This window comes from Streptomyces argenteolus (assembly GCF_042902585.1).
Classification (GTDB): domain Bacteria; phylum Actinomycetota; class Actinomycetes; order Streptomycetales; family Streptomycetaceae; genus Streptomyces; species Streptomyces argenteolus.
This window is the reverse complement of record NZ_JBIBEG010000006.1, coordinates 478593-495749: the sequence shown is the minus strand read 5'-3', so window position 1 is coordinate 495749 and position 17157 is coordinate 478593. Positions and strand designations below refer to the sequence as shown.

General features: G+C 72.4%; 16 protein-coding genes. 7 read left to right on the top strand and 9 right to left on the bottom strand.

Annotation, left to right across the window (positions count from 1 at the left end; translation table 11 throughout):
- Positions 1-15 precede the first annotated feature (15 nt).
- Positions 16-1515, bottom strand: a complete 1500-nt coding sequence (locus ACFY8O_RS23505; protein WP_145812513.1) for an SCO1417 family MocR-like transcription factor — start codon at positions 1513-1515, stop codon at positions 16-18.
- A 101-nt stretch (positions 1516-1616) separates the two neighbouring features.
- Between ACFY8O_RS23505 and yczE the strand changes: the two genes are divergently transcribed.
- The 4 genes from yczE to ACFY8O_RS23485 all read left to right on the top strand — a co-directional run bounded on the left by yczE (position 1617) and on the right by ACFY8O_RS23485 (position 5105).
- Positions 1617-2285: a membrane protein YczE gene (gene yczE, locus ACFY8O_RS23500; RefSeq protein WP_145812511.1), complete on the top strand. Its 669-nt coding sequence runs from the start codon at positions 1617-1619 to the stop codon at positions 2283-2285.
- A gap of 5 nt (positions 2286-2290) precedes the next feature.
- Entirely contained in the window at positions 2291-3055 is a 765-nt protein-coding gene (locus ACFY8O_RS23495; RefSeq protein WP_387905396.1) for a glycerophosphodiester phosphodiesterase family protein, read from the top strand.
- A gap of 46 nt (positions 3056-3101) precedes the next feature.
- Positions 3102-4466 carry an MFS transporter gene (locus ACFY8O_RS23490; protein WP_387905313.1) on the top strand — a complete coding sequence of 455 codons (1365 nt, stop codon included), beginning with the start codon at positions 3102-3104 and terminating at the stop codon, positions 4464-4466.
- Between the two features lie 264 nt (positions 4467-4730).
- Positions 4731-5105, top strand: a complete 375-nt coding sequence (locus ACFY8O_RS23485; protein WP_014044757.1) for an RNA polymerase-binding protein RbpA — start codon at positions 4731-4733, stop codon at positions 5103-5105.
- Between the two features lie 222 nt (positions 5106-5327).
- On the opposite strand, the gene fxsA is transcribed toward ACFY8O_RS23485, so the two are convergent.
- From fxsA to ACFY8O_RS23465, 4 genes are all read right to left on the bottom strand, one after another.
- Entirely contained in the window at positions 5328-5921 is a 594-nt protein-coding gene (gene fxsA, locus ACFY8O_RS23480) for an FxsA family membrane protein (RefSeq protein WP_387905310.1), read from the bottom strand.
- A gap of 55 nt (positions 5922-5976) precedes the next feature.
- A complete protein-coding gene (locus ACFY8O_RS23475; RefSeq protein WP_145812505.1) occupies positions 5977-6744 on the bottom strand; it encodes a polyprenol monophosphomannose synthase in 768 nt (255 codons plus the stop codon).
- 534 nt (positions 6745-7278) lie between these two features.
- Positions 7279-8919, bottom strand: a complete 1641-nt coding sequence (locus tag ACFY8O_RS23470; protein WP_387905307.1) for an amidohydrolase — start codon at positions 8917-8919, stop codon at positions 7279-7281.
- Positions 8920-9044: 125 nt separating this feature from the next.
- The gene (locus ACFY8O_RS23465; RefSeq protein WP_014157449.1) at positions 9045-9485 is read right to left on the bottom strand and encodes an Lrp/AsnC family transcriptional regulator; all 441 of its coding nucleotides are present in this window, start codon (positions 9483-9485) and stop codon (positions 9045-9047) included.
- Between the two features lie 202 nt (positions 9486-9687).
- Between ACFY8O_RS23465 and ACFY8O_RS23460 the strand changes: the two genes are divergently transcribed.
- Positions 9688-10098, top strand: a complete 411-nt coding sequence (locus ACFY8O_RS23460) for a hypothetical protein (RefSeq protein ID WP_145812501.1) — start codon at positions 9688-9690, stop codon at positions 10096-10098.
- A 420-nt stretch (positions 10099-10518) separates the two neighbouring features.
- Here ACFY8O_RS23460 and ACFY8O_RS23455 read toward each other — a convergent pair whose 3' ends face one another.
- Positions 10519-11691 carry an acyl-CoA dehydrogenase family protein gene (locus ACFY8O_RS23455; protein WP_387905304.1) on the bottom strand — a complete coding sequence of 391 codons (1173 nt, stop codon included), beginning with the start codon at positions 11689-11691 and terminating at the stop codon, positions 10519-10521.
- Positions 11692-12039: 348 nt separating this feature from the next.
- On the opposite strand from ACFY8O_RS23455, the gene ACFY8O_RS23450 reads away from it, so the two are divergent.
- Positions 12040-13305, top strand: coding sequence for a glycoside hydrolase family 18 protein (locus ACFY8O_RS23450; RefSeq protein WP_387905301.1), 1266 nt, complete (start codon positions 12040-12042; stop codon positions 13303-13305).
- A gap of 95 nt (positions 13306-13400) precedes the next feature.
- Here the strand turns inward: ACFY8O_RS23450 and ACFY8O_RS23445 are convergent, their stop codons facing one another.
- The 3 genes from ACFY8O_RS23445 to ACFY8O_RS23435 form a co-directional block, all read right to left on the bottom strand.
- A complete protein-coding gene (locus ACFY8O_RS23445) occupies positions 13401-13550 on the bottom strand; it encodes an SCO1431 family membrane protein (protein WP_145812495.1) in 150 nt (49 codons plus the stop codon).
- Between the two features lie 553 nt (positions 13551-14103).
- Positions 14104-14721, bottom strand: coding sequence for a TOPRIM nucleotidyl transferase/hydrolase domain-containing protein (locus ACFY8O_RS23440; protein WP_387905298.1), 618 nt, complete (start codon positions 14719-14721; stop codon positions 14104-14106).
- Positions 14722-14917: 196 nt separating this feature from the next.
- Positions 14918-16276 (bottom strand): peptidase C39 family protein, encoded by a 1359-nt coding sequence (locus tag ACFY8O_RS23435; protein ID WP_387905295.1) that lies wholly within the window; start codon positions 16274-16276, stop codon positions 14918-14920.
- A gap of 186 nt (positions 16277-16462) precedes the next feature.
- Here ACFY8O_RS23435 and ACFY8O_RS23430 point away from each other — a divergent pair, with 186 nt between their 5' ends.
- Positions 16463-17077, top strand: coding sequence for a uridine kinase family protein (locus tag ACFY8O_RS23430; RefSeq protein ID WP_387905293.1), 615 nt, complete (start codon positions 16463-16465; stop codon positions 17075-17077).
- Positions 17078-17157 lie beyond the last annotated feature (80 nt).

Here is a 17157-nt window from a genome sequence, read left to right as displayed (position 1 = left end):
CGTGAGCCGTGAGTCTCAGGCCACGAACGTCCGGGGTGCCTCCGCGCTGGAGCTCGCCCCGGAGCCGACCAGCTCGGCTGCCGCGGCGAGCCGAAGTGCCGCCTCGTCCGCCACCGGCCCTCCCACGGTGAAGGGCAGCCGCACATAGCCCTCGAAGGCACCGTCGACCCCGAACCGGGGCCCCGACGGGACGCGTACGCCGACCCGCTCGCCGGCCACCGCGAGCCGGGATCCGGAGAGCCCGCCGGTGCGGACCCAGAGCGTGAGGCCGCCCCGCGGCACCTCGAACTCCCAGTCGGGCAGCTCCCGGCGCAGCGCCCGCACCAGGTCGTCCCTGTTCTCCCGTGCCTGGTCGCGCCGCACCGCCACGGCCTGTTCCCAGCCGCCCGTGCGCATCAGCCAGTTGATGGCGAGCTGCTCCAGCACGGGGGTCCCCATGTCGGCGTACGCGCGCGCCGAGACCAGGCTGCGGATCACGTCGGGCGCGGCTCGCACCCACCCGATCCGCATGCCGGCCCAGAAGGCCTTGCTCGCGGACCCGACGGTCAGCACGGTGCTGCCCGCGGGGTCGAACCCGCAGACCCTGCGCGGCATGTCCACGTCGGCGTCGAGATACAGCTCGTTCATGGTCTCGTCGACCACCAGGACCGTGCCCGCGGAGCGGGCCGCCTCGACCAGGGCGCGGCGCTGCTGTTCGTCGGCCAGGGCGCCGGTCGGGTTGTGGAAGTCCGCGACGACGTAGGCGAGCCTCGGCGCCGCGTCCCGCAGCACCTGCCGCCAGCGGTTCATGTCCCAGCCGCCCAGCCCTTCCTCCATCGCCACGGGCACCAGCCGCGCACCCGCCTCCCGCATGAGCTGGAGGATGTTGGCGTAGCTGGGTGACTCCACGGCGATGCGTTCGCCACGGCCGGCGAACAGGTGGCAGATGGCGTCGATGGCTCCCATCGCCCCGGTGGTCACCATGATCTGCTCCGGCATCGTGGGGATGCCGCGCTCGGTGTAGCGGTCCGCGATCATCTGGCGCAGGGCGGGCAGCCCCGCGGGATAGTCGCCGTGGGTGTGGGCGTACGGCGGCAGTTCCTCCAGCGCGCCCTGGACGGCGCGGGTCAGCCACGGTTCGGGGGCGGGCAGCGAGGCGCAGCCCAGGTCGATCATCGAGCCGAGCGACTCGGGGGGCAGGGGTTCGAGGCCGCGGGCGGGGAGCGGGTTGCCGGCCGGGACCGCGGTCCAGCTGCCGGCTCCACGGCGCGACTCAAGGAATCCCTCCGCCCGCAGGGCCTCGTAGGCTGCGGCGACGGTGGTGCGGCTGAGCGAGAGGGCCAGCGCGAGCTCCCGCTCGGCCGGCAGCCGCGCGGCGACCGGGACCCGGCCTTCCAGGACCAGCAGCCGCACACCGTCGGCCAGGGCGCGGTAGGCCGGGGGCTTACGGGTGCCGGGCGCCAGGGGGCGGGCCTGCTGGGCCTGGAGCTGCCGTGCGAGCTGCGCCGCACCGACCGTCGAAGTCCACTGCGCCATGGATATCAGTCCACCTTCCTCGGATTGGCCATAGTTGGAAGCCAATCCCCTGCCACAGAGTGACACGCAACAGTCCACTCCGACCACACAGGGGGCACCACGTGTCCGATCCCACCGTCCGGAGCAGCCGTCGGCTCACCCGGCGGCTGATCCATCTCTACGCGGGCCTCGCTCTGTACGGAGCGAGTTCGGCGCTGCTCGTCCGCGCCGGCCTCGGGCTCGAACCGTGGGGGGTCCTGCACCAGGGGCTGGCGGAGCGCACCGGCATCTCCATCGGGGTCGTCTCCATCGTCGTCGGAGCGGTCGTCCTGCTCCTGTGGATCCCGCTCAGGCAGCGGCCGGGGCTGGGCACCGTCTCCAACGTCTTCGCCGTGGGACTCGCGATGGACGGCACACTCGCCCTGGTGCCGGACGCGCACGGGCTCTGGTCGCGGATCGCGGTGATGGCCGCGGGGATCGTACTGAACGGCGTCGCCACCGGCCTGTACATCTCGGCGCGCTTCGGACCCGGACCGCGCGACGGCCTCATGACGGGGCTGAACCGGCTCACGGGCCGGTCCATCCGGCTCGTGCGTACGGCGATCGAGGTGGCCGTCGTGGTGACCGGCTTCCTGCTCGGCGGTTCTCTGGGCGTGGGAACCGTCCTCTACGCGCTGGCCATCGGCCCGCTCGCACAGTTCTTCCTGCGCTTCTTCGCCCTCCCCGCGCCGGACACCGATTCCCGGGCCGTTGCCGGGAGGTCACCGCGAGGGGCGATACTTCCGCGGTGACCGCAGTGACTTCTGGACGCCATCCGTACCTGGACCACCCTTCGACGATCCCCTTCGCCCATCGCGGCGGGGCGGCGGACGGGCTGGAGAACACGGCAGCCGCGTTCCGGCGGGCAGCCGACGCGGGCTACCGCTACTTCGAGACCGACGTGCACGCCACGGCGGACGGCCGCCTGGTCGCCTTCCACGACCCCACCCTTGACCGGGTGACGGATTCCCGGGGCCGGATCGCCGCGCTCCCCTGGAGCGAGGTCCGCAGGGCGCGGGTGGCGGGCAGCGAACCGCTGCCGCTCTTCGAGGAGCTGCTGGAGGAGTTCCCCGGGGCCCGCTGGAACGTGGACATCAAGGCGGAGCCCGCCCTCGCCCCGCTGGTCGGCCTGATCCGCAGGACCGGCGCCTGGGACCGCGTGTGCGTGGGGTCGTTCTCGGAAGCGCGCGTGGCCAGGGCGCACCGCCTCGGGGGCGATCGGCTGGCCACCTCCTACGGCGTACGTGGAGTGCTCGGGCTGCGGCTGCGCTCGTACGGCATACCGGCGGCGCTGCGGGCCGGCGCGGTCTGCGCGCAGGTCCCCGAGACCCAGAACGGAATCCGCGTCGTCGACCGCGGCTTCGTCCGCACGGCGCACGCGCGGGGCCTGCAGGTCCATGTCTGGACCGTCAACGCACCGGATCGGATGGCGGCCCTTCTCGACCTCGGCGTGGATGGCATCATGACCGATCACATCGAGACGCTGCGCACGGTGCTGAGCGAGCGGGGGGCATGGGCCTGACGCCGGGACCCGCCGCGTCCGCACGGAACGAGCGAGGGGGCGCGGCGTGAGCACCGAGACCGCAGGCACGGCGGATCCGGCGGGGCACCCTGTCGGCGCGGAGGAGCGCAGGCGCGAGCAACGCGGCTGGTACTTCTACGACTTCGCGTGCTCCGTGTATTCGACCAGTGTCCTCACGGTCTTCCTGGGCCCCTATCTGACGTCGATCGCCAAGGCGGCCGCGGACGCGGACGGATTCGTCCATCCGCTGGGGATACCCGTGCGGGCGGGCTCGCTCTTCGCGTACGCCGTGTCGGTGTCCATCGTCGTGGCGGTGATCGTCATGCCGGTCGCGGGCGCGGCGGCGGACCGCACCGGGCGCAAGAAGCCGCTGCTGGCGGCGGCGGCGTACACGGGTGCGACGGCGACGGCCTGCATGTTCTTCCTGGACGGCCACCGCTACCTGCTGGGGGCCCTCCTGCTGATCGTGGCGAACGCGTCGATCTCCGTGTCGATGGCCCTGTACAACGCCTACCTCCCGCAGATCGCCACGCCGGAGGAGCGGGACGCGGTGTCCTCGCGGGGCTGGGCCTTCGGGTACACCTCGGGCGCGCTCGTCCTCGTGATGAACCTGGTCCTCTTCACGGGCCACGACTCCTTCGGGCTCTCCGAGTCGGACGCGGTCCGGATCTGTCTCGCCTCGGCGGGCGTCTGGTGGGGGGCCTTCGCCCTGGTGCCGCTGCGGAGGCTGCGCGACCGGCGGGTGACTTCCGGAGGCGAGGGTTCGGTCGGTTCCGGCTGGCGCCAGCTGCGGGCGACGCTGCGGGACATGCGCCGCCACCCGCTCACCCTGTCGTTCCTGCTCGCCTATCTGGTCTACAACGACGGCGTCCAGACGGTGATCTCCCAGGCCTCCCTGTACGGCTCCGAGGAGCTCGGACTCGACCAGACGACCTTGATCACCGCGGTCCTGCTCGTGCAGGTGCTGGCCGTAGCGGGGGCTCTCGGCATGGGGCGGCTCGCCCGCCTGTACGGCGCCAAGCGCACGATCCTGGTCTCGCTGGCCGTGTGGACGCTGATCCTCGCCGCGGCCTACGTGCTGCCCGCCGGAGCTCCGGTCTTCTTCTACACGCTGGCGGCGGCGATCGGTCTCGTCCTGGGCGGCAGCCAGGCGCTCTCGCGGTCGCTGTTCTCGCATCTGGTGCCGCGCGGCAAGGAGGCCGAGTACTTCTCGGCCTACGAGATGAGCGACCGGGGCCTGAGCTGGCTGGGGCCCCTGGTCTTCGGCCTCTGCTACCAGCTGACCGGCAGCTACCGGGACGCCCTCCTGTCCCTGGTGGCCTTCTTCGCGCTCGGTGCCGTGCTGCTGGCGAGGGTCCCCGTTCGGGCCGCCGTGGCCGCCGCGGGCAACGCCGTCCCTGAACGGATTTAGACGTTGAAGTGAAAGGCCGGTAGTGTACGCCTTTGGCCTGCCCGGAGGACCGTTACTGCGAGTGGAAGACGTCGAACCGTTGGGTGACAACTTCAACCAGAGGTGACAAACCGGGCAGCGGAGGGTATTCAACCCAGACAAAGCAGCGGCACGACGGGCGACGCATGACCGGCAACGGGAATCTTTGCCGCCGACCGGACGTTGACCGGATGACGACGACAGCGACACCTGTCCTGTGGGCGACAAGCCCGGGAGGCACGATTCATGAGTGAGCGAGCTCTCCGCGGCACGCGACTCGTGGTTACCAGCTACGAGACGGACCGCGGCATCGATCTGGCCCCGCGCCAGGCGGTGGAGTACGCATGCCCGAACGGCCATCGATTTGAGATGCCGTTCTCGGTAGAGGCGGAAATTCCGCCGGAGTGGGAGTGCAAGGCGTGCGGCGCCACGGCACTCCTGGTGGACGGGGATGGCCCCGAGGAGAAGAAGGGCAAGCCTGCGCGCACGCACTGGGACATGCTCATGGAGCGGCGCACCCGCGAGGAGCTGGAGGAGGTGCTGGCCGAGAGGCTGGCGGTTCTGCGCTCCGGAGCCATGAACATCGCCGTGCACCCGCGGGACAGCAGGAAGTCTGCCTGACCGCGCAGCACCGCACTGATCGAGCCGCGGGGCCGTGCCACAGATTCTGTGGCACGGCCCCGCGGCTTTCGTGCGTCCGCCCACGGCGGCCAGCTCTCCTGGTCCCGCGCCTTTCCAGGCCTCACGGTTCCCGGGCGGTTCCGCCGCTCTCACGACTGACGGCCCGGCCCGGCCTCAGGTGCCCGGGCCGGCCCGTCAGGAGCGGGCGGTTCCGGCTCCCGGTCAGCCCGTGAGCGGCGGGCGGTCCGCGCCCGGTCCCTCGTCGGAGCGTGCGGGAGCGCCGTCCTCGCGGATGACCTCGCCCTGGACGACCTTGCCGTCGGGACGGTGGATACGCGCCTGCTGGAAGGCGTCCGAGAAGCCGCCGGGGGCCGCCCTCCGCATGCGCCGGTCCAGGGAACGCTCGGCGTACCGGCCGAGGACCGAGCGGACCGGAGGCAGCAGGAGCAGCAGCCCCGCCACGTCGGAGATCATGCCCGGGATCATCAGGAGCAGGCCGCCGAGCATCAGGAGGCCGTTGCCCTTGCTTTCCGTGGGCGCGGCGGCGGGGCCGGTGGACGCGCCGGGCTGCCCCGGCATCTGCTGGAGGGTCTCGGTGAGCGCGCGGAAGGCCCGTCGGCCCGCCCGCTTGATCACCGCGGCACCGAGCACGGCGCCGGCGACCAGGATCAGCAGCACGGTGAAACCGTTCGCCGCGTCGGCCACCGCCGTCAGCAGCCAGATCTCCAGCACGAGCCAGGCGGCGAGGCCCAGCGGCAGGAGGGTACGGGCGCGTGAGCGCCGTGGACGGGTCGGAGGCGGTGTGCCGGTCGTCATGCCCCCAGTGTGCCTGGACCCGCGTCCGAGCGGCGTAAGGGGGTGATCATGGCCGTCAGGGGCCCTTGCGGCCCAGCACCTTGTTGGCCCGGCCCGTGATGCCCCAGCCGGTGACCCGCCACAGCGCCTCGACGAGGATGTCCCGGCTCATCTTGGAGTCGCCGATCTCGCGCTCCATGAACGTGATCGGCACCTCGACGACGTGGTACCCGGCCTCGACGGCCCGCCGGGCGAGGTCGACCTGGAAGCAGTAGCCCTGCGAGGCGACCTCCTCCAGACCCAGGCCCTCCAGTGTCGGCGTACGGAAGGCGCGGTAGCCGCCGGTCACGTCGCGGACGGAGAGGCCGAGCAGCATCCGGGAGTAGAGGCTGCCGCCGCGCGAGATCATCTCGCGGTGCCTGGGCCAGTTCACCACCCGGCCGCCGGGCACCCATCGCGAGCCGAGGACCAGGTCGGCCCCCTTCAGCGCGGTGAGGAGCCTCGGCAGTTCCTCGGGCTGGTGCGAGCCGTCCGCGTCCATCTCGACCAGGACGCCGTAGCCGTGCTCGGAGCCCCAGCGGAAGCCGGCCAGGTAGGCGGCGCCGAGCCCTTCCTTGCCCTTGCGGTGCAGCACGTGCACCTGCTCGTCACCTGCCGCGAGCTCGTCGGCGACCTTGCCCGTGCCGTCGGGGCTGTTGTCGTCGGCGACGAGGATGTCCGCTTCCGGAACGGCGGCGCGCACCCGGGCGACGATCAGCTTGACGTTCTCGGCCTCGTTGTAGGTCGGGATGATCACCAAGACTCTGCCGAGCGGGCCGAACTGCCTCTGACCGCCGTCGTTCACTACTGCCCCTTAAAGTCCGTACGCAGGTGCACACCATATCCAGCGCGCCGCGCCAGGGCTCCGACGCGGTCACGGGGTGGCGCGGCACGCGTGGACAGAAACGTGGAACTGCGGACAGAAGGACAGCGCTGCGGGTCGGGGCCCGGTGTCCTTCGGGCCGACCTGGGACCCGCTGGCTGCGGGTCGGCCGAAGGCCGTTGTCTACTGAACCTCCGGGCCCCACCCGGGTCACACCTACCGCCCAGCCGAAACCTTCCCTCGCCCCCGAGGCGCGAGCGCTGAACCTGGCTGCCAGTGGTGGTGCACCGGTGCGGCACACCACCTCATGACCCAGCGGCGTTCGACGACTGCGGGGAGGTCTGACCGGTCGGACGTCCAGTGGTGGACCCGGCCGAACCTACCGGCCCGTGGGCGCTCCCTGTCAACAGTCGTCCGACCTGCGGCTTCGCCGAGAAACGCCTGGTCAGCGGGGAGGACTCCCAGGTGGCGGCAGAGTCCGCCCGCCTACGATCGGCGGTAAGGAAGATCGCGACGTCACTCGTTCGGCCTCACGTAGACGGTTCGCCCGAGGACGACCGTGCGCAGGCAGACCGGAAGCTCCGCGCCCGGGGTGAGATCCGGCAGGCCAGGGGTGCCGGAACGGGGGTCGGTCGACCACCGCGCCACCCTGTCGTCCGGCGCCTGGACCAGCAGTTCGCCGGTACGCCAGACGGCGTAGTCGGCGGGGGCTCCCGGTACGAGCACACCCGCGTCGTCACGGCCGACGGCCCGCCAGCCGCCCCGGGTGTGGGCCGTGAACCCGGCGCGTACGGAGACCCGGTGCTCCGGAGTGCGGTGGTGGGCCGCGGCCCGCACGGTCCCCCAGGGGTCGAGCGCCGTGACCGGGCTGTCCGAGCCGAACGCGAGGGGCACGCCGGCGCGCAGCAGGGCGGCGTACGGGTTGAGGGTCGCCGCACGCTCCGCGCCCAGGCGCTGGGCGTACATGCCGTCGGGGCCGCCCCACGCGGCGTCGAAGGCGGGCTGGACGGAGGCGGTCAGGCCGAGTTCCGCGAAGGCGGCCACGGTCTCCGGGGTGAGCATCTCGGCGTGCTCGATCCGGTGCCTGGCGGCCCGCACACGGGCGAGTCCGAGCGTCTCGGAGGCGGCCCTGACGCCCGCGACGACGGCGGAGACCGCCGCGTCACCGATGGCGTGGAACCCGGCCTGCAGCCCCGCCTCGGTGCACGCCGTCACGTGGGCGGCGATCTGGCGGGCGTCCAGCCGGGCGCTTCCGGTGTGCGGGGTGTCGGCGTACGGCTCGTGCAGGAGGGCGGTGTGCGAGCCCAGCGAGCCGTCGACGAAGAGGTCGCCCGCGGCCCCGGCGGCGCCGAGTTCACGGACCCGGTGGGCGCCCTTCTCGTCCTCGATGTGCTCGGCCCAGTAGCCGAAGACCCGGGGGCCGGGCTCCTGGGCGGCGAGTGCGAGCAGCCCGGTGAAGTCCTCCTCGTCCGAGATCTCGGGGCCCGCGCACTCGTGCACCGTTCCGATGCCGAGCGAGGCGGCCCGGGCGAGGGCGGCGCGCTGCGCCTCCGTCCTCTGCCGTGGGGTGACGGCGCGGTGGGCCGCCGCGCGAACGGCGTGGTGGGCGTCGCCGGTCAGCGGGGCGTCGGGGTGGTAGCCGTCGAGCGCGGTGACGCCGGGGACGAGGTCGAGGAGCGCGGAGGTCACGACGGCGGAGTGGACGTCCACCCGGGGCAGGTAGACCGCCCGGCCGCCTGCCGCCTCGTCGAGTTCGGCGCGGGAGGGGGGCTGCTGACCGGGCCACCGGGTGGCGTCCCATCCGTGGCCGAGGATCACGCTCCGCGCCGGGTTCGCCCGCGCGAAGGCGCGGACGAGTCCGAGGGCCTCGTCGAGAGTGCGCGCGCCGGAGAGGTCCAGCCCGGTGAGGGCGAGCCCGGTCGACGTGGTGTGGACGTGGGAGTCGGTGAAGGCCGGGGTGACCAGCGCACCTTCCAGGTCGATCACTTCGTCGACGCCGCTCGCGAAGGCGTCGGCGGCCCCCTCGGAGCCCACCCATGCGACATGGCCGCGTTCGACCACCATCGCGGTGGCGAACGGGTCGGCGGGGCTGTGGACGTCTCCACCGCGCAGCAGCACGGTGCGGTGTTCGCTCTGGGGGGCGGTGCTCTCGGTCATGGGACCAGTCTCGCGCCTGCCCCGGCCCGCGCCGCCCGCACCCCCTCCCTCGCCGGTGCCGGCCGCGTCCGTCAGGACTCTCACGCGCGGGGCGGACGCGCCGCGTGCGCGGGGGCGGACGCGCCTCAGACGCGGGGCGGACGCGCCTCGTACGGCGTGGACAGGACGACGGTCGTACGCGTGGAGACCCCCGCCAGTGTGCGGATGCGGGTCAGCAGGTGCTCCAGTTCGAGAGGGCTGGAGACCCGCACCTTCAGGATGTAGTTCTCGTCGCCCGCGACGCTGTGGCAGGCCTCCAGCTCCGGCACACCCGCGAGCCGTTCGGCGATGTCGTCGGGGGCGCTCGGGTCGAAGGGTTTCACCGAGATGAACGCGGTGAGGGGCAGGCCGACGGCCTCGGGGTCGACGACCGCGGCGTAGCCCCGGATCACCCCGCGCTGCTCCAGCCGGCGGACTCGCTGATGAACGGCCGAGGTGGACAGGCCGGTGGCCTTGCCCAGGTCGGTGTAGCTCATCCGCCCGTCCTTGACGAGCAACTCCACGATTTGACGGTCCAGCTCCTCCATGCGGATCAACCTATGGCCCCAGGTCCCTCCAGGCACAGTCGTGGGCGCCCTCGAATGGCACGTTCGAGGGGGGTGTGACGAATGCCACAAGTTTACGGGTGGGTAGCCGACCACCTCGCGGTTACGGGTGACCCCTGACGGGAAGTGCTTGCTGTGGCCGGGGCCGTGGCGGCTCACCGGCCCACCCGAGGGGGGAAAATCCATGCAGAGCCTGAAGATCACCGGACGTACCGAACCGGAGTCCGACGCATTCGCGGAACCGGACGAGGACGGCGTTCCCGACGCGTACGACACCTTCGAGATGTACCGGGTGATCTGCCCGGACTGCACGCAGCCGATCGCCCTGCTGGCGGACGAGGACGTGCTTCCCGAACACGCGCTCTGCCCGACGCCGTGGAACCCGTTCGTGCTCACCGTGTGCCCCGGTACGGCCCGTGACGCCTCCCTCGCGCGTCCCGCCGACGAGTCGCTGGAGGCCCAGGAGCAGGAGACGGCGCTGCTGTTGACGCTGCCTCAGGGGCTTGACTGGCGGACGCAGCCGTTCTCGCACGCCGGCGGTCCGGGCTCGCGCCCCCGGCAGTACGTCCCGCAGACGCGGCGCCAGGCCGCCTGAGGTCCGCCCGCGGACCGCACACGCACCCTCACTGCGCGCACCACGACGGCCGGACCGGCGTGGTGCGGACAGTTCACCGGACGGCCGGTGAGCGGGTACCCGAGGAACGGGCGCGCGAATCGGCCGGACAGTGACTCCGGGCCCCGTACGGGCGTTGGTCCTGTATGACCACCCTGCATTCGACGGCCGGCCCCGCCCGCCGCCGTCTCGCCACCCCGGCGGCCGGAGAATCGGTTCCGCAGCCCGGACAGCCGCCCCGCGAGTCCCCTCGCCAGTCCGTGCCCCACACCACCGACCCGCCCATCTACCGCGCCATGCTGCGGCATTGGGAGAGCACGGGCCGGACGATGCCGGGCCGTCATGACCAGGAGTGGAACCGGATCATGACGACACCCGTCTGGTCGGACCGGCCGGTCCGGGTCAACGCGTCTCGGGACCCGCGAGGTGACGGGCGATGACCATCCGCTGGATCTGATTGGTGCCCTCGACGATCTGGAGCACCTTGGCCTCGCGCATCAGGCGTTCCACGGGGAAGTCGAGGGTGTAGCCGTAGCCCCCGAGCACCTGGACCGCGTCGGTGGCCACCCCCATGGCCGTGTCGGTGCAGAACAGCTTGGCCATCGCCGCCTGCCGCGAGAACGGCAGGCCGGCGTCACGGAGCCGCGCCGCCTCCAGGTAGAGCGCCCGGCCCGCCTCGATCCGGGTGGCCATGTCGGCGAGCATGAAGCGCAGCCCCTGGAAGTCGGCGATGGGACGGCCGAACTGGCGGCGCCCCGTGGCGTATCCGATCGCCTCGTCCAGGGCCGCCTGGGCGACGCCGATGGCGCAGGCGGCGATTCCCAGCCGCCCGGAGTCGAGTGCGGACAGGGCGATGGCGAAGCCCTGTCCCTCCTCGCCGATGCGCCGGTCGTCCGCGATCCGTACCCCGTCGAAGTGGAGCTGGGCGGTGGGCGAGCCCTTCATGCCCATCTTCTTCTCGGGTGCCGCCGCGTTGAGCCCGTCGGCGCCGCCGGGGACGAGGAACGCGGTGATGCCGCGGGGGCCGTCCTCGCCCGTGCGGGCCAGCACGGTGTAGAAGTCGGCGATGCCGCCGTGCGTGATCCACGCCTTGGTCCCGGTGAGCACCCAGTCCTCGCCGTCCCGTACGGCCTTGGTGCGCAGCGAGGCGGCGTCGGAGCCCGAGGCGGGCTCGGAGAGGCAGTAGGCGCCGAGCAGGCCGCCGGAGAGCATCGCGGGGAGGTGGGCGGCCCGCTGCTCCTCGGTGCCGTAGCCCGCGAGCGCGTGACAGGCCAGGGAGTGGACGCTGACGCCGAGGCCGACGGTGAGCCGGGCGGCCGCGAGCTCTTCGAGGACCTGGAGGTAGACCTCGTACGGCTGGTCGCCGCCCCCGTGCGCGGAGTCGTAGGGCAGTCCGAGCAGTCCCGACTCGGAGAGCAGGGTGAAGACCGCGCGCGGGAAGACGCCCGCCTCCTCCTCGTCGGCCGCCCGGGGAGCGATCTCCTTCGACACGATGTCGCGTACGAGCTCGACGAGCTGCCGGGACTCCTCGGTGGGCAGTCGGCGTTCCACCGGCTGCTGGGCACGGTCGGACATGACGGCGCTCTCCTCCCTGTCGGGCGTTGCGGCGGTCGCGCGGGGTGTGCGCGGCACCGCCGGGTTGTCCCGGGCGCTGCCCGGAAAATCTACGGCTCCCCAGCCGATCCTGCCTTCCCGGATCACGGGAGGCGCTGGCCAGCGGCTGTGGCGCGTCGCAGTATGCCCGATCGGAGCGCGTCCGTCACCGGGCCCTCACCCCGGTGATCAGGGAAATTGGTCCGAACCATTGACCCAACTGGTCTAGTCCTTCTACGGTCTCCCCCAATGTCTTATCAGGTCCATGTCACCCCACGGCTGGACCGGGCAGCACCCCCACGACCAAGCCCTCCCCCACGAGGAGCCACCATGACCGGACTTCGCCGCCCCCACGCACGCCTCAAGGCGCTCGCCGCCACCCTCTGTTCCGCCGCGCTCGGCGCCGCCCTGCTCGGCCTCGCCGGCACCTCCCCGGCAGGCGCGGCCCCCACCGCCCCGACGCCCGCAGCCGCCGAGGCCGCCCCCACCGCGGCGGGTGACAAAGTGGTCGGATACTTTACCAACTGGGGCGTCTACCAGCGCGATTACCACGTCAAGAACATCGAGACCTCGGGATCGGCGGCCAAGCTCACCCACATCAACTACGCCTTCGGCAACGTCCAGGGCGGCAGGTGCACCATCGGGGACAGCTACGCCGACTACGAGAAGGCCTACACGGCGGAGCAGTCCGTGGACGGCGTCGCGGACACCTGGGACCAGGAACTGCGGGGCAACTTCAACCAGTTGCGGAAGCTGAAGAAGGTCCACCCGGACCTCAAGGTCATCTGGTCCTTCGGCGGCTGGAGCTGGTCCGGCGGCTTCGCCGAGGCCGCGCGGAATCCGGCGGCCTTTGCCGCTTCCTGCTACGACCTGGTCGAGGACCCGCGCTGGGCCGACGTGTTCGACGGCATCGACATCGACTGGGAGTACCCGAACGCCTGCGGCCTGACCTGCGACACCAGCGGACGCGACGCCTACGGCAACCTCCTGTCGGCGCTGCGTGCGAAGTTCGGCACCGGCAACCTGATCACTTCGGCGATCACCGCCGACGGCTCCGACGGGGGCAAGATCGATGCCGTGGACTACGCGGGGGCGGCGCGGTACCTCGACTGGTACAACCCGATGACGTACGACTTCTTCGGTGCCTTCGCGGCGCAGGGACCGACCGCTCCGCACTCCCCGCTGACCTCCTACCCGGGTATCCCGACGGAGGGGTTCGACAGCGACGCGGCGATCTCCAAGCTCAAGGGACTGGGCATCCCGGCGGAGAAGCTGCTGCTGGGCATCGGCTTCTACGGCCGGGGCTGGACCGGCGTCACGCAGTCCGAGCCCGGCGGCACGGCGACGGGAGCCGCGCCGGGGACGTACGAGGCAGGCATCGAGGACTACAAGGTGCTGAAGAACAGCTGCCCGGCCACGGGCACGGTCGCCGGGACGGCGTACGCCCACTGCGGCCACGACTGGTGGAGCTACGACACCCCGGCCACCATCGCCACGAAGATGGACTACAAGAACCAGCAGGGCCTCGGCGGGACCTTCTTCTGGGAGCTCAGCGGTGACACGGCGGACGGTGAGCTCATCAGGGCCATCAACTAGCCGAGGCGGGGTAGACGCGTCACAGGGCGGGTCAGGGGTGGGGTGCCGGGCGGGCGCCCCACCCCACCCGTCATGAGGGGCCCTCGCAGGTCAGCTCACATGAGCCCGGCCTGGGTGACGAACATGGCGAGGACGACGACGAGCGTCCAGCCGAGGATGTGTTCGAGGATCTTCGGACCGTCCTCGGGGCCGCCGGTACGGGCGCGGCGGGCGTGGGTGGTCTTCTCGGCTGCGGTGGCGGTCATGGCATCTCGCTCGGTCGTGCGGTGGTGGGGGTCCCCCGTGACCCGACCACAGTGCCAGCGGAGGCGTGCGGCGCGGTAGAGATCCGGGTCACAGCCCCCGGGGGTGCCGCACCGGGCGGAGCCGTTCTCCCGTGTCCCTCCTGGGTCTGGGCACGGTGCCGCCGGACCGGGTGTGTGCCACGCCACAGCTCCGGGGTGGGTCGCGGCACACGCGGTCCGGCGGCGATCGTCCGGCCGATGTCCGCGCGGGCGGGCGGCGGGCTCTGGACGTCGACACCGACCGGCGCACGTACACCGACGCGTACGGCCTCTCGCCGATCGACGTGAGGGGGCGCGAGGCGCCGGCCCTGGCGCCGGGCATCGGCCGGTGCGGGACGACGGGCCGGGGCACGGCTCCCTCCGCGGCCTGTCCTGAGCGCCCCGGTTCCCCGGTCCGGAGAAGCGCCCCCCGTCGGCGGCACGGGCGGCGTCCGACGGCCCGCCGGGGCAGGCCCTGGACACCGGCCCTGGACACCGGCTCCACGGTGGCGGGCAGTGGCCCTGACGTCGGCCGTCAGAGGGTCGCGAGGAGGCCGTCGAGCGGGGCGGGCACGCGGCCGGTACCGAGGGCCTCGACGAGGACCCGGCCGTAGTGGATCTTGCGCCCCTTCTTCGTACCGAGGAAGCGCCGCAGCTGCTGTCGCGGGGTGCGGCCCCGCTGCGCCGGCTGGCGCAGGAAGGTCTGAAGGGCGCGCAGGTCGCCCTCGGCCCGGACGAGCTCCGCCACCCGCTCCGGTCCGAGGGCGCGGATGAGTTCGTCCTCCAGGTCCGCCGCGCAGACGAAGAACCCCTGCTCCGGCGCTCCGGCCCGCGTGAGCCCCCGGGCGTAGAAGGGGTACTCCGCCTCGTCGCACAGCCCGGTGAGCCGGAGGCCGAGACCGGGGGGCCCGAGGATGTGGGCGAAACGGGCGATGCTCATGGCACCGCCCATCGGCAGGACACAGATTCCTTCGGCCGCCAGGTCCCGGCCCCTGCTCCGCGCCAGCGCGTCGACCGCGGCGACATCGCTGGGCCCTTCCAGCAGGACGGCCGCCCGTACGTCCAGTCGCGCGGCCAGCCGGCGTGCGTCGTCGCCGGGGCCGTCGGCCGCCCATGCGACGACCGCGTCCCTGAACGCCCCCATGTCAGTCATGGCGCGAGTCTGCGCCTCCTCCCGTCCTCGACGGAAACGCATTTCCGCCGGGGCCTGTCACGGGCGGGCCCGGCGGACTCCCGTGGCCGTGGATCATCAGCCGTCTCCGGTCTCCGGCGGTGTGGGGCCACGCCCGGGTGGACCGAGCAGGCCGCCCCACGGCCGCCGGGAGACGGCGGCCGTGGGCCTCACACGGTCACAGCAGGCCGAGCGACCGGAGCACGAGGCGCTGACGCGCGGTCGGCAGTGCGGGCCAGTAGACGTAACAGACGCCGCCCGTGCCGCCCCTGACCGCCCCGTTCGCGTCGTAGCGCTTCGTCCGGAGCCAGATGTTCTCCCACTCCCGCCGGACGTAGACGTGGCGGACCGCGTCGTTGTCGGGTGACGCGGGGTCGTTCGCGATCACGTCGCCCTCGGCCGTGAAGCCGATGACCGTCATCAGGTGGCCCGAGGTGCCGTAACCCGCACCGGTCAGCTCCCCCTTGAAGAACGACTGGGACGTGATGACCGGGATGCCCGCGCCGATCAGCGCCTCCAGTTCGGTCAGCGACCCGAGCCGGGTCACGGCGGCGCTCATGTCCCGGTAGGTCGAGGCGTAGGCGGCGTTGAACGGCCAGTTGCCACAGCCCTCGTACTGGTAGTCGAAGGTCTGGCGGGCGGCGTGGCAGACCTGGGGGTCGGCGAGGCCGGGCTTGACCCAGGCGAGGTCCTCGGCCGTGGGACGCCGGCCCCAGTATTCGATGATCATCTGCGAGGAGGTCGGACTGCACCAGGCCTCGCCGCCGTTGTCGTACTCCGGGTACTCCCCCACGTGGACGTTCTGGGAGTAGCGGGGCACGGCGAGTTCGCGCGTGACGCCGGGAGCGGTGGCCGGGACGGTGAAGCGGTCAGGGACGTCCGAGGCCATGGCACCGAGGCGGTGGACGGTGGGGGTGAGCCGGGTGCCGGGGGTGCGGTACAGGGTGAGCCGCAACCGGTACGAGACCAGGCGCAGCCCGCTCGCGGCGTCGTCCACCGAGAAGGTGTCGGTCCAGATCGTGCTCCTGCCGTCGGTCTGGTCGTCCACGGAGGTCCGGCGGATGTCGGTGTCGCCGGCGGCCCAGCGGCCCATCACGTACCAGGGCGTCTGCGTGCCGTCCGAGTAGCTGCCGCCCAGCTCGACCTGGATCCAGGTGCCCTGCGGGGTCTGCGCGTTCCAGGAGGCGATCACCTCGGTGGCCGGGACCGAGGAGCGGTGGACCGGCGATGTCCAGGTCGCGTACTCCCAGGTGCGGGTGGTGCCGGTGTGCGGGTCGGTGTAGTCGGTGCTCCCGGCGGGGGTGGAGATCACCAGGCCTGCCCTGCGGCCGGCCACGGCGCGGGTGCCCTCTGCCGCGCCGGAACGCCAGTCGGAGTACGTCGTCCAGAAGCGGTTGTCCACGAGCGAGGCCGCCGGGGAGGAAGAGGAGGTGCCGGAGGGAGCGGCGGCCTGAGCGGTGGAGGCCACCGCGCCGGCGCCGGCCGCCGCCGCGATCGCGGCGGCGAGCACGGTCCTGCGAGATGTCGGTCTGTTCATGGGCGAGACCCCCGGTCGTGTGAGCGGATTGGGGCTGCGGGTGCCGATCGGGCCAACTATCGCGGGTCGCGGCCGGATCCTGCCAGTGATTCACCCCGCGCCGCACGAGCAATATTGGTCTGGTCCACTGGCGTGACGTGCGCGCACCCGGGACGCCCCCGCCGCTCCCCCTCGTAGGGTGGAGCCATGAACGACCTGGCGGACCGCGCGCGTCGGCTGCGCTCCCTGCCGCCGTCCTGCGGGCCGGTGCGGCTGATCGCCGTGGACGGCCACGCGGGTTCGGGCAAGAGCACCTTCGCGGGCCGGCTGGCCACGGCGCTCGGCGACGCCCCCGTACTGCACCTGGACGACCTGGCCACCCATGACGGGCTCTTCGCGTGGACGGACAGGCTCAGGAGCCAGGTCCTGGATCCGCTCTCCCGGGGCGAGACCGCGCGGTACGCCCCGTACGACTGGACGGCCCGGCGGTTCGGGCCGCCGAGGAGCCTGGAGCCCGCCCCCGTCATGCTGGTCGAGGGAGTGGGGGCCGGCCGCGCCGCGGTACGGCCGTTTCTCGCGGGACTGCTGTGGATGGAGGGCGGGAGCGCGGCGTCCTGGGCACGGGGCAGGCGCCGTGACGGCCCGGCGCTCTCGGAGTTCTGGGACGGCTGGACCGTGGCCGAGCGGCGGCATTTCGCCGACGACCCGTCCCACCCGTTCGCGGACGCGGTGATACGGCAGATGCCCACGGGATACGCGTGGCTGAAAGGCCCTCGCGTGACTGCGGGGACGAGTCGAATCCTCACGGAGAGTGAAGGATGAGGGTTGGCATACCGGCCCGCCGGAAGACACCCCGGAAGTGCCCCAACTCGGCTTGACCAAGGGGCCGTACAGGTCTTACG

Bases quoted from the DNA above. Each gene is read 5' to 3' on its own strand.
- ACFY8O_RS23505 (WP_145812513.1), bottom strand. From the start codon at position 1,515: ATGGCGCAGTGGACTTCGACGGTCGGTGCGGCGCAGCTCGCACGGCAG.
- ACFY8O_RS23485 (WP_014044757.1), top strand. From the start codon at position 4,731: ATGAGTGAGCGAGCTCTCCGCGGCACGCGACTCGTGGTTACCAGCTAC.
- fxsA (WP_387905310.1), bottom strand. From the start codon at position 5,921: ATGACGACCGGCACACCGCCTCCGACCCGTCCACGGCGCTCACGCGCC.
- ACFY8O_RS23470 (WP_387905307.1), bottom strand. From the start codon at position 8,919: ATGACCGAGAGCACCGCCCCCCAGAGCGAACACCGCACCGTGCTGCTG.
- ACFY8O_RS23465 (WP_014157449.1), bottom strand. From the start codon at position 9,485: ATGGAGGAGCTGGACCGTCAAATCGTGGAGTTGCTCGTCAAGGACGGG.
- ACFY8O_RS23460 (WP_145812501.1), top strand. From the start codon at position 9,688: ATGCAGAGCCTGAAGATCACCGGACGTACCGAACCGGAGTCCGACGCA.
- ACFY8O_RS23455 (WP_387905304.1), bottom strand. From the start codon at position 11,691: ATGTCCGACCGTGCCCAGCAGCCGGTGGAACGCCGACTGCCCACCGAG.
- ACFY8O_RS23450 (WP_387905301.1), top strand. From the start codon at position 12,040: ATGACCGGACTTCGCCGCCCCCACGCACGCCTCAAGGCGCTCGCCGCC.
- ACFY8O_RS23445 (WP_145812495.1), bottom strand. From the start codon at position 13,550: ATGACCGCCACCGCAGCCGAGAAGACCACCCACGCCCGCCGCGCCCGT.
- ACFY8O_RS23440 (WP_387905298.1), bottom strand. From the start codon at position 14,721: ATGACTGACATGGGGGCGTTCAGGGACGCGGTCGTCGCATGGGCGGCC.
- ACFY8O_RS23435 (WP_387905295.1), bottom strand. From the start codon at position 16,276: ATGAACAGACCGACATCTCGCAGGACCGTGCTCGCCGCCGCGATCGCG.
- ACFY8O_RS23430 (WP_387905293.1), top strand. From the start codon at position 16,463: ATGAACGACCTGGCGGACCGCGCGCGTCGGCTGCGCTCCCTGCCGCCG.